The sequence below is a fragment of the Vibrio orientalis CIP 102891 = ATCC 33934 genome, from assembly GCF_000176235.1.
Taxonomy (GTDB): Bacteria; Pseudomonadota; Gammaproteobacteria; order Enterobacterales; family Vibrionaceae; genus Vibrio; species Vibrio orientalis.
In genome coordinates, this window is record NZ_ACZV01000005.1 from 103229 (window position 1) to 114955 (window position 11727).

Annotated in this window: 8 protein-coding genes; 4 read left to right on the forward strand and 4 right to left on the reverse strand. The window is 45.6% G+C overall.

Annotated features, from left to right (window positions below; translation table 11 throughout):
• Position 1: 1 nt before the first annotated feature.
• Both trhP and rdgC read right to left on the reverse strand, forming a co-directional pair.
• On the reverse strand, positions 2 to 1399 hold the full coding sequence (gene trhP, locus VIA_RS11055; RefSeq protein ID WP_004413073.1) for a prephenate-dependent tRNA uridine(34) hydroxylase TrhP: 1398 nt from the start codon (positions 1397 to 1399) through the stop codon (positions 2 to 4).
• A gap of 260 nt (positions 1400 to 1659) precedes the next feature.
• Entirely contained in the window at positions 1660 to 2574 is a 915-nt protein-coding gene (rdgC, locus tag VIA_RS11060; protein ID WP_004413074.1) for a recombination-associated protein RdgC, read from the reverse strand.
• A 208-nt stretch (positions 2575 to 2782) separates the two neighbouring features.
• Here rdgC and phoB point away from each other — a divergent pair, with 208 nt between their 5' ends.
• Genes phoB through VIA_RS11075 form a run of 3 tightly spaced genes read left to right on the forward strand, consistent with a single transcriptional unit; the run spans position 2783 to position 5755 of the window.
• Positions 2783 to 3472, forward strand: a complete 690-nt coding sequence (gene phoB, locus VIA_RS11065; protein ID WP_004413075.1) for a phosphate regulon transcriptional regulator PhoB — start codon at positions 2783 to 2785, stop codon at positions 3470 to 3472.
• 25 nt (positions 3473 to 3497) lie between these two features.
• A complete protein-coding gene (phoR, locus tag VIA_RS11070; protein WP_004418055.1) occupies positions 3498 to 4796 on the forward strand; it encodes a phosphate regulon sensor histidine kinase PhoR in 1299 nt (432 codons plus the stop codon).
• A complete protein-coding gene (locus tag VIA_RS11075; RefSeq protein ID WP_004413077.1) occupies positions 4796 to 5755 on the forward strand; it encodes a PstS family phosphate ABC transporter substrate-binding protein in 960 nt (319 codons plus the stop codon). Before phoR ends, VIA_RS11075 begins: the two co-directional genes overlap by 1 nt.
• 25 nt (positions 5756 to 5780) lie before the next feature.
• On the opposite strand, the gene ppx is transcribed toward VIA_RS11075, so the two are convergent.
• Entirely contained in the window at positions 5781 to 7280 is a 1500-nt protein-coding gene (ppx, locus tag VIA_RS11080) for an exopolyphosphatase (protein ID WP_004413078.1), read from the reverse strand.
• Positions 7264 to 9360, reverse strand: coding sequence for a polyphosphate kinase 1 (gene ppk1, locus VIA_RS11085; RefSeq protein ID WP_004413079.1), 2097 nt, complete (start codon positions 9358 to 9360; stop codon positions 7264 to 7266). The genes ppx and ppk1 overlap by 17 nt, the downstream gene beginning before the upstream one ends.
• A 172-nt stretch (positions 9361 to 9532) precedes the next feature.
• Here ppk1 and VIA_RS11090 point away from each other — a divergent pair, with 172 nt between their 5' ends.
• A complete protein-coding gene (locus VIA_RS11090; protein WP_004413080.1) occupies positions 9533 to 11716 on the forward strand; it encodes an ABC transporter permease subunit in 2184 nt (727 codons plus the stop codon).
• The last annotated feature ends 11 nt before the right edge of the window (positions 11717 to 11727 follow it).

An 11727-nucleotide genomic window follows, 5' to 3' on the forward strand; every position in this document is an offset into this window, starting at 1 on the left:
CTTATTTACCTGTTGGGTTACGGGTATCCTGACCATCGTTTAAGTTACGCATTAATAGGCCATATTCTAGATCCATATCTTGTGGAACAGGAATGAATACGAAGTGGCCGTTTCCTTTTGCGTCGTCGATAACTTCTGACTTACGGTTTTCCATCGCTTCTAGCGTGAAGATTACGTTGCCTTTTGGCGTCATTAGCTCAAGGCTATCACCGACAATGAATTTGTTCTTCACTTCAACTTCCGCTAGGTCACCACGGCGTTTGCCAGTGAACTCACCAACAAATTGCTGAGCGTCAGATACAGAGTAACCGTAGTCGTAGTTCTGGTAAGCATCGTGAGTGTGACGACGCAGGAAGCCTTCAGTGTAACCACGGTGCGCTAGGCTCTCTAGTGTACCCATTAGGCTCTCATCAAATGGTTTGCCTGCAACAGCGTCATCAATCGCCTTACGGTAAACCTGAGCAGTACGAGCACAGTAGTAGAAAGATTTAGTACGACCTTCGATCTTCAGTGAGTGAACACCCATCTTGGTCAGACGCTCAACGTGCTGGATCGCGCGTAGGTCTTTCGAGTTCATGATGTAAGTGCCGTGCTCATCTTCGTAAGCGGCCATCTTCTCTTCTGGACGGTGCGCTTCAGAAAGCAGAACCACTTCATCAGTTGGTTTGCCACGACCGATAGTCGTTTCAGGACGTTCGTCTTGAACTTCAACCGCTTGCGCTTCTGCTGGGTCAAACTTCTCTACGATGTCGCCTGTGTCGTTTTCTTTGCCTTCTTCAACTTTGTATTCCCAACGACATGCGTTAGTACATGTACCTTGGTTAGGGTCACGCTTGTTGATGTAACCAGAAAGTAGGCAGCGGCCAGAATAAGCCATACATAGAGCACCGTGAACGAACACTTCTAGTTCAGTCTCGGGACAGTGCTCACGAATCTCTTCGATCTCTTCTAGAGAAAGCTCACGAGATACAATTACACGCTCAACGCCGTTAGCCGCCCAGAATTTAACGGTTGCCCAGTTCACTGCGTTCGCTTGAACTGACAGGTGAATTGGCATTTCTGGAAACGCTTCACGAACCATCATGATTAGACCTGGGTCAGACATGATTAGTGCGTCTGGGCCCATCTCTACAACTGGCTTAAGGTCGCGGATGAAGGTTTTTAGCTTAGAGTTGTGCGGTTGGATGTTACATACCACGTAAAGCTTTTTGCCTTGGGCATGAGCTTCATCGATACCAATTTGTAGGTTCTCGTGGTTGAACTCGTTGTTACGTACGCGAAGGCTGTAACGAGGTTGGCCTGCGTATACCGCGTCTGCGCCGTAGGCAAATGCGTAACGCATGTTTTTAAGGCTACCTGCAGGTGACAGTAGCTCTGGTACGAATGCTTTCTCAGTCATGTGTAATTCTCTTAATCTGATCTCAAGTCAGGCCGATTCCACCACATGGGATCGGGGGCGCAAATTTTACGTCAAAACGTGACTTGTGACCAGAACAGAATGTACACGAAATTTGTTCAAGGCATGAATGACCAGAATAGCTATTGCTTTCCAAGTCGCTAGAGGTGAGTTATATATTTGAAATGATGCGCAGAGCAATGTCTGCGCATACTTGTCGCAATAGCTAAACAGGTCATTCTTAAATGCCCTGAAGCACAGCTTTATGCGTTTGGATGAGGCAGACCGCCAAGGCATTCGTATAGGTTTGGCAGGAATGCACTAAATTCACCACACATTAAAGAGAAGTCTGCATCAAAGCGAGCAGCTTGGTCTTCACGTGGGATATCATCGTTTTGATCTTTAAGTTCATCAGAGAACTTGAGGCGTTTGATGCTGCCGTCTTCAGCGAGAATACATTCGATGCGTTCTTGCCACCAAACCGCTAGCTTAGTCACCATCTTGTCTGCTTCAATATGACTACGAATTTCATCGGCTGTCAGCTCTTGCTTCTTACAACGGATCACGCCGCCTTCTTCAAGTACTGATTTCAGCTCAGCTTCATCCAGCATTTGAATGCCAACAGGCGTTTCACCCGTTTTCACCCATTCGGTTAATGTGGTTTCAATTGGCTTTTCAGGAATCGCTGGCACAACGGGTAGGCTGCCCATCGTTTTACGCAGTAGCGCTAGTACATCTTCCGCTTTTTTCGAGCTGCTAGCATCGACTAAAATGAAGCCTTCTTTTGGTAGGATTAGCACGTAAGTATGACTGCTACGGCTAAATGCACGTGGAAGAAGATCCATCACGATGTCATCTTTCAGGTTGTCTTTCTCTTTCTTTTTAAGAGGACGACCTTCTTGTGCTTCCATTGCTTCAATTTTTGCGTTCAATGAGTCTTTAATCACTGATGCAGGAAGCATTTTTTCTTCTTTCTTAGCACAAACTAGAATGCGGTTTTCAGACACGTGAGTCATCATGTCACCATGTTTTCCCATCGCTGTAACCCAGCCAAATTTTTGCTTATCTTGGCTACCACAAGGCGTAAAACGAAACTCAGCCAGTTGTTTTTCTAGTTGGTCAGCGTTGAATTCGATTTCGCGGTTGAAGCGATAAACCAGACAGTTTTTAAACCACATATTCTTTCTCTATACCTTTATCCGAGTTGCCAATAATAAAGACTTTTACACGTCTTGTCTTACTGCAAACACACAATAGTGGGATGAAAGTTATATGAAAATTTGTTTTCAAAGGTCACAAAAGTGTCATAATTGCTAGTGATAATGCTTAGCGTTGCCAAGAGCGGAACAAGCTCAAATAAACTAACTAACATAAGGTTATTCAATTATGTCTAGAAGGATTCTGGTTGTTGAAGACGAAGCACCAATTCGCGAAATGCTTTGCTTTGTACTTGAACAAAAAGGTTACCAAGCAGTAGAAGCAGAAGATTACGACAGCGCGGTAACTAAACTGGCTGAACCCTTCCCTGATCTAGTACTCCTAGATTGGATGTTACCTGGTGGTAGCGGTATCAACTTCATCAAACATATGAAGCGTGAAGAGCTAACCCGTAATATCCCAGTTGTGATGCTAACGGCACGTGGTGAAGAAGAAGATAAAGTTCGCGGCCTTGAAGTGGGCGCAGATGATTACATCACCAAGCCGTTCTCACCGAAAGAGTTGGTTGCTCGCCTTAAAGCGGTGATTCGCCGAGTGACGCCAACGGCACTAGAAGACGTAATTGATGTTCAAGGACTTAAACTTGACCCAGTTTCGCACCGAGTGACAGCAAACGATGAGCCATTAGATATGGGCCCAACGGAGTTCAAGATGCTGCACTTCTTCATGACCCACCAAGAACGTGTGTACAGCCGCGAACAGCTACTCAACAATGTTTGGGGTACTAACGTGTATGTGGAAGACCGCACGGTAGATGTACATATTCGTCGCCTACGTAAAGCGTTAGAAGCGGCAGGTCATGATAAGTTGATTCAGACGGTTCGCGGCGCGGGCTATCGTTTCTCAACTAAGGCGTAATAGGTTTTATCATTTGGAGAGGTAAGTGGTCGAACGGTTAACTTGGAAAAAGCTAGCCTGGGAGCTGGCTTTTTTTTACACCCCATGGGTGATAGTAGGCTGGATTTTCGGATATATGCCGTGGTTGCTGTTAGCTGCCACGGTTTTGCAGCTTGTATGGCATCTACACAATCAAATGCGTCTTTCGACTTGGCTGTGGGATGAGAAGCGTCTAACACCGCCGTCAGGCAGTGGTAACTGGGAGTCTCTGTTTAACGGTATTTACCGCCTACAGCAGCGCCAGCGTAAAAAGCGTAAAGAGCTGACCAACCTTATTCGCCGTTTCCGTAATGGTGCTGAATCTCTCCCGGATGCCGTAGTGGTATTTCGCAGTGAAGGTAATATTGTTTGGTGTAACAAGCTTGCTCAGCACCTATTGGGGTTCCGTTGGCCAGATGATTCCGGTCAGCCGATTTCCAATCTGATTCGCACACCTGATTTCATTAAGTATCTCAATAAACAAGACTTCTCTGAGCCACTAGAGATGCGTTCGCCACTGAACGTTGAACGTATGCTTGAGCTACGTATCGTACCTTACACAGAAGGTGAACACTTGATGGTGGTACGTGATGTCTCTCAGCTTAAGCAACTTGAAGGCATGCGCCGCAACTTCTTCGCTAATGTTTCCCACGAATTGCGTACGCCAATGACCGTGCTGCAAGGCTATCTGGAAATGACTGAAGATCCAGATATGGTAGTAGGCCCAATGTGGACTAAAGCGCACGGAGTAATGACCGAGCAGCTTAATCGCATGAATAGCCTGGTGAATCAGCTCCTGACGCTGTCGAAAATCGAAGCTGCGCCAATGCACGAGCTGGAAGATGTAGTTAACGTGCCTGCGATGCTTGAAGTACTTGAGAAAGAAGCGGCGAGCTTAAGCGGTGATTTAGGTCATAAACTCTCTTTTGATGTTGATAGTAACCTGCGTGTATTAGGCGATGATGACCAATTGCGTAGTGCGATTTCTAATCTGGTTTATAACGCGGTCAAATATACCCCAGCGGGTGCAGACATCAAGGTACGTTGGTATCAGTCTGCTCAAGGGGCGCATTTAGAAGTGGAAGATAGTGGTGATGGCATCGAGCCACAGCACTTACACCGACTGACTGAACGATTCTACCGAGTGGATAAAGCACGCTCTCGTGATACTGGTGGTAGTGGTTTAGGCCTTGCGATTGTAAAACATGCCTTGACTCACCATGACTCTCACCTAGAGATCAGCAGTGAAGTTGGCGTGGGCAGTAAGTTTGCTTTTACACTTCCTGTGCGCTTAGTGGTGAACTAATGAAAAAGCTCATCGGTGTATTATTGCTTTCACTGTCTCTATCAGCGCCAAGTTTAGCTGAAGGAGAGAGCTTACCTAAATACAGCAAGGTGGCAGGAATCACGGGTGACCTGACTACCGTTGGCTCTGATACCTTAGCGGGGATGACCACGCTATGGGTCGAAGAGTTTAAGCAACTCTACCCAAGTGTGAATGGACAGGTTCAAGCATCGGGCTCTTCTACCGCGCCTCCCGCTCTGACAGAGAGAACGGCGCAGTTTGGCCCAATGAGCCGCGCGATGCGTAACCGAGAAGTAGAAGCTTTTGAACGAGAGCATGGCTATAAACCGACAGTGCTACGTGTTGCCATTGATGCGATTGGTATCTTTGTTCACCGCGACAATCCGATTAAAGGCCTGAACTTTACCCAGCTTGATAGCATTTTCTCTGCAACATTAAGATGTGGCTCGACAGACTCTATCAACACTTGGTCTGAGCTAGGTTTAGACTACCAATGGGCCAAACGGGGCATGCAGTTGTTTGGTCGTAACTCGGTATCGGGGACTTATGGTTACTTTAAGAAGAATGCACTGTGTGGTGGTGACTTTAAAAGTAGTGTCAATGAGCAGCCCGGTTCGGCATCCGTCGTGCAGTCGGTTGGTTCTGCGATTAATACTATTGGTTACTCCGGCGTAGGTTATCAAGTGTCTGGCGTGAAGCTGCTGCCGGTTGCTAAATCAGGTGACCAATACGTAGAAGCAAGCCAAGAAAATATTCTCTCAGGTAAGTACCCACTTTCACGCTACCTCTATGTCTATGTGAATAAGCACCCGTTTAAGCCACTGAGCCCAATTGAGCGTGAGTTCATTCGTTTTATCTTCTCTCGTCAAGGTCAGGATCTAGTAGCGAAGGATGGTTATGTGCCTATCTCTCCAGAAATTGCTCGTCGAGAGCTCGCTAAAGTAGGCATTACTAATTAGTCCTGAGGTTTTTTCTGAGGACTGTCTAGAAGCTCAGAGCCCAACCTGCTTGCTGCCAATACTCTTGTTCATTGATAAGATCCGCATGCAGCAGTTTGTTGGAATCTAACCAATCTTTATCCGAACAAGTGAGTACCCACTTATCTTCGTCAATCTTAATTGATAGCGGGGGAAGCGGGTCATCATTGCGTTGGCCGTTCAGCAAGATAGCCAATCGTAAGATGCGGATAAGTCCGATGATGTGCTTCTTCTTGAACAGGGAGAACTCTTCCATCTCATGCAACTTTAATGCTTTACGCTGGAAGCGAACTAATATTGCCAGAACTCGTTGTTGCTCTTGGTTAAAGCCCGGCATATAGGTGTGACGCAGAATATAAGCTGAATGGCGGTGGAAGGCTTGCAGACTAATACTGAGTCCTACCTCGTGGAGTAATGCACTCCACTCAAGCAGATCAAACAAAGGCGAACTGGTTTTTATCCCTAATTCCGTATGTATTTGCTGCAAAAACTGTTTGGCTTGTCCTTTTATCTTGGCGGCATGCTCTAAATCGACCATATGTTTATTGGCTAGATTTTCAGTAGTGCGCATGCGTATGTCGGTACGTTTAAACCTCTCTTCCATTTCAAACAGCAGGCCTTCGCGTAATGCGCCTTGAGAAAACTGCATTTCTACGATCGCCAGACTGTGAAAAATAGCGTTAAGAATGGAAACACCCGCGGCGAAAACAGGCTTTCTTTCTACGGTTAATCCCACCAACTCTATATCGTCGATGTTCTCCCACTGGCAAAGGGTGTCGATCAGTTTGGATAAGCGTTTACGAGTAATGATGCCATCTTCGTAGCCGAGTCCGATCAAGACTTCTCGTATCGCTTTAATTGTTCCAGACGAGCCAAAGGCGACTTCCCAGCCTTTTTTACAATATCGATAGGCGAGAGATTCTAACTTCTGCTCAGCGGTCAGGGTCGCATTAGCAAAGTTCGTCGCTGACAGCTTACCATCAGCAAAAAATCGCTTGGTGTAACTGACGCAGCCCATCTGTTTACTGTTGATGAGCTCTGGCTGGAAACCCTGGCCGATGATCATTTCGGTACTGCCGCCACCAATATCAATCACAAGTTTGGATTTCGATTGTGGCTGAGTATGTGCAACGCCTAAATAAATTAATCGGGCTTCTTCCACACCGGGAATAATTTCGATTGGGAAGGGTAATATTTCACGAGCGCGTTGGAGGAAAATATGCGCATTATTGGCTTGGCGAAGAGTATGCGTTGCGGCGATTCGAACATTTTGTGTATCGAAGCCTTGTAGCCGCTCGGAAAAAATCGCCAAGCACTCAAGGCCACGCTCAATGGAGGCATTGTCTAAGTTTTTTTGTGCGTCTAGCCCAGCCGCTAAACGCACTCTTTGTTTATGGCGGCTAACTAGCTGTAGGTCTTGCTCAATGACTTTGGCAACCACCATATGAAAACTGTTGGAACCAAGGTCAATGGCCGCGACATCACGAATGTCATGTGTTTGCGTCATGCTGTTTCCGTTTTTGATTCTTGGTTTGTTTTTCTATGCTTTTAAGATAGTCGTAAATGGCCACTTGTGAGCGGACTTTGTCTTGATTGTCACGCAGAACATATTGATTGCTCATCTCTTTATCAATCCATCTCGCTTTCTCCGTATCGGTAAAGTGGAGGTTAATAATATCGATAATGCGTTGTTTAAGACGCTTGTCACGGATAGGAGTCGCGACTTCAATTCGATGGTCAATATTGCGAGTCATCCAATCGGCTGAGGAGATATAGATCTGAGGTTCGCCATTACTGTGGGTGATGATAACGCGTGAGTGTTCTAAGAAGCGGTCGACGATGCTGATGATTTCAATATTGTTACTTATGCCTTCAATTCCAGCGACCAAAGAGCACATACCGCGGATGAGCATCCTAATTTTTACCCCTGCAGAACTCGCTTCATAGAGCTTGTTAATTAAACCTTTGTCGACGAGGTTATTAGCCTTGATAGTCAGCTCTGCTCTGTTGCCTTGTTGCGCGTTGGCGATCTCGCTATCGATGAGATGATAAAGTTGTTTACGAGAGTTTCGAGGTGAAACAATCAGGTGATGGAATTTAATCGGTCGATATGGGGTTTCGATGTAATCAAACACGCCGCGCACTTCTTTAGTCAGTTCTGGATCTGCGGTGAGTAATGAAAAATCGGTATAGATAAGCGCGTTTTTCTCATGAAAGTTTCCGGTGCCAATATGAGCGTAGCGGATAATTTCATCGTTTTCGCGGCGGCTAATCAGCAACAGTTTTGAATGAATCTTCAGCCCAGGCACGCCAAAAACCACGTGAACGCCCGCTTCGGTTAGTACCTTTGACCATTCAATATTCGCTTCTTCATCAAATCGTGCCTGAAGCTCGACGACGACAGTCACTTGCTTGCCATTGTGTACTGCGTCAATCAGTGAACGTATGATGCGAGAGTCTTTCGCTACACGATAGATGTTAATCTTGATGCTGGTAACTTTGGGGTCAAACGATGCTTGTCGTACCCAATCACTGATGTGTTCAAAGGTGTGATAGGGGTAGTGCAGTAAAATGTCTTGTGCTTTTATCGCGTCAAACTTGTTAGCAAAACCAATGAAATCAGCGCACTGCATTGGTGGTAGAGAGTTATTTTCCAGATACTCTCTTCCGACATTGGGGAAATTAATGAAGTCTTTGAAATTGTGGTAACGTCCACCGGGAATCAGACTATCGTAATTGGAAATTTGTAGCTTATTGCACAGGAAACTCAGCATCTGTTCGGGCATTTCACGTTCATAGACAAAACGCACTGGCATCGCAGTGAGTCGTTGGCTTACGCCCTCAGACATCTGTTCAATCAAACTGTTTTCTACTTCGTAATTGAGGTCATATTCAGCATCGCGAGTCACTTTCATCGCGTAGCCTTTTAGCTCATCGTAATCAAAAAAGCCGCTAAATAGCTCATCCAGACAGTAACGGATAATGTTATCGAGCAAGATAATTGTTTTTCGTTGTTTGTCTTTTTGCTCTGGCAGCATGACAAAGCGGGGCAAGTGATCGGTAGGGATCTCAATCAACGCGTACTGGCTTTGCTCAATTTGACGCAATTCAACGGCAATGTAGGCGTACTCATCTTTTAGAAACTGGAGGATGTCGATATCTTCCCGTAACAATATTGGCGTAATGTAAGGCAGTACCTTCTTACCAAAGTACTTCTTAATCCATTTTTGTTGTGAGGAACTGAGTTGGTGTTCGTTGACTAAAAAGATGCCGTGTCGAGCCATATCACGTATCAGCTCGGCGTAAAGCTCGTCAAAGCGCTCATTCAGTTTGAGTGCTTTGGTTTGCATCTTAGTTAATAGGTGCTTGGAATTATCGTTGCCGCCACGCTCTTGATTGATCAGAATTCGGCGTTTTACATCGGCGAATCTAACTTTGTAGAACTCATCTAAGTTATTGGAAAATATACCAAGAAATCGAATTCTTTCGATTAAAGGAACGTCTTTATCTGCCGCTTCTTGTAAGACTCGCTCGTTAAAAGAGAGCCAACTGAGCTCCTTTTCGATATACAGCTTTTCTGTACTCATAATCTTACCTTCTGCGGAATGACGAGGGGGCGTTAGCAAGTTAAGGTCTTAATATGACACTTTTATTGCGAAATTTTATTGCATTGTTTTCAGTTGTTTAATGCGAACTGTAATATAATTGTCACCTAATAGAAATATTATACCCTTGGACGAAAATAGGTAAGAGACAGGAATGACCCAAGCAGAATTCTCATTGCGAGAGCGAGATCGAAAGCGACTAATCAAAGATCGGTTGGTTCGATTTGCTGTATCTGCAGGTGGTGTTGGCGTCTTGGCCGCTCTAGTACTGATCTTTGTTTACCTAGCGATCATGGTGTTACCACTGTTTAGTGACGCTAAGATCACCCCCAATGTTAGAAGCATTCCGGTTACCGTTACCCAGCCTATTGCCGCTGGTGTTGATGAGTATGGTGAAAATGCGTTTGTCATTTCTGCAGATGGCCGAATTAATTTCTGGTCACTTATGGAACAGAGTGTTCACCCCGTCCTTTCTGAACAAATCGCTCAACCAAATAGCCTGTTCGCTGATTCGCTAAATTCTTTCGGGTGGTATGGTTTTGCCAGCACAACTGGTGACGTTAGATTATTTAAACCAAGAATGAATTCGGTACTGACTGAAGAAAGTCGAGAATTTGCGCCAAACGTACTCGAGAAATCGATGCCATTTGATTTGCATGTCGAAGGCAACGAACTTAAGAAGTTTGCTTTCTCAACGCAAAAGCAGCTTACCTTAGTGGGCTGGTATCAAGACAACAGTGTTCAGGTTCGCTGGCAAAGTGATCAAGGCGTACGTAATTTTCAGTTTGCACAGCCTATTACTGGGCTTGATCAAATTTTGGTGACCCCTGGTGGAAACACCCTTTACCTTCGTTCAGGTTCTGAACTGATTATTGCTACTAAGCATGATGATAGATTCAATGTGCGTGAAATCGTCGATCTTAGCCAAGGCAAACCGCAACACGCCGTGACAGATATAGACCTTTTGTCGGGGGCATATTCTCTGTTGGTGACGCACAAAGATGGTTTGGTTTCGCAATGGTTTGATGTGCTAGCCGATGGGCAGCGCTCTCTCACTCATATCCGTCAGTTCAAACTTGCGTCAGAACTGCAGTTTTTATTGCCAGACAGTTATCGTAAAGGGTTCTACAGCTTTTATATTAATGGCACCATTCAAAGTCATTACACGACCAGCGAAAAGCTAGTCATTTTTAAGCGCGCTTATGAGCAAGCACCGCAACTGGCGGCAATGTCGCAAAATGAATTGTATCTGTTGGCGGTCAAAGAAGGCGCTCTGAGCATTGCTGAAATTGATAACCCTTATCCAGAGGTATCACTTTCATCTCTGTGGCAAGAGGTATGGTACGAAGGATATCCTGAGCCTCAGTTTGTTTGGCAAACCACCTCTGCAAGTGATGAGTTTGAAGCTAAATTCAGTTTAGTTCCCATTGCATTTGGCACATTAAAAGCAGCCGCTTTTGCGATGTTATTTGCAGTACCAATAGCCGTGTTTGGCGCTATCTATACTGCTTACTTTATGACACCGAAAATGCGCCGGGTGGTGAAGCCATCTATTGAGTTGATGGAAGCGTTACCGACGGTGATTATTGGCTTCTTAGCGGGTCTTTGGTTTGCGCCGATCGTCGAGACACATTTGGCTGCCATTGTAACCTTAATGCTTTTCTTACCCATTTCGACCATTTTGCTTGGGATGGGCTGGCATGCACTACCAAAGCATTGGACCAGTCGCTTTGCCAATGGATGGCACGCCGCTATTTTGATGCCAGTGCTGGTGGTTGTCGCTGTGACGGTGTTGTCGCAAAGTGGCAATATTGAAGCTTGGCTGTTCAATGGTGATGTGAGAGTCTTCCTCGCCGATAAAGGGATCGACTTTGATCAGCGTAACGCATTGGTAGTCGGGTTTGCGATGGGCTTTGCCGTTATACCTACTATTTTCACCATTGCTGAAGACGCGATATTTTCAGTACCGAAACACTTGTCTGACGGTTCGTTAGCTTTAGGGGCAACACAGTGGCAGACCTTGACTCATGTGGTGTTACTGACGGCAAGTCCCGGAATTTTTTCTGCCATTATGATGGGATTAGGCCGAGCGGTAGGTGAAACCATGATTGTACTTATGGCGACAGGCAACACACCTATCCTAGATTGGAATATTCTAGAAGGTATGCGCACATTGTCGGCGACGATTGCGGTAGAAATGCCAGAGTCAGAAGTTGGCAGTTCGCATTATCGTATCTTGTTCTTAGCGGCCTTGTTGTTGCTGATATTCACCTTTGCGGTTAACTCATTAGCCGAATGGGTTCGTCAACGCTTACGCGAAAAATATCGCTCTCTCTAATTTAAATTTAG

Coding starts and splice junctions, on each gene's coding strand:
- trhP (WP_004413073.1), bottom strand. CDS start 1,399: ATGACTGAGAAAGCATTCGTACCAGAGCTACTGTCACCTGCAGGTAGC.
- rdgC (WP_004413074.1), bottom strand. CDS start 2,574: ATGTGGTTTAAAAACTGTCTGGTTTATCGCTTCAACCGCGAAATCGAA.
- phoB (WP_004413075.1), top strand. CDS start 2,783: ATGTCTAGAAGGATTCTGGTTGTTGAAGACGAAGCACCAATTCGCGAA.
- VIA_RS11075 (WP_004413077.1), top strand. CDS start 4,796: ATGAAAAAGCTCATCGGTGTATTATTGCTTTCACTGTCTCTATCAGCG.
- ppx (WP_004413078.1), bottom strand. CDS start 7,280: ATGACGCAAACACATGACATTCGTGATGTCGCGGCCATTGACCTTGGT.
- ppk1 (WP_004413079.1), bottom strand. CDS start 9,360: ATGAGTACAGAAAAGCTGTATATCGAAAAGGAGCTCAGTTGGCTCTCT.
- VIA_RS11090 (WP_004413080.1), top strand. CDS start 9,533: ATGACCCAAGCAGAATTCTCATTGCGAGAGCGAGATCGAAAGCGACTA.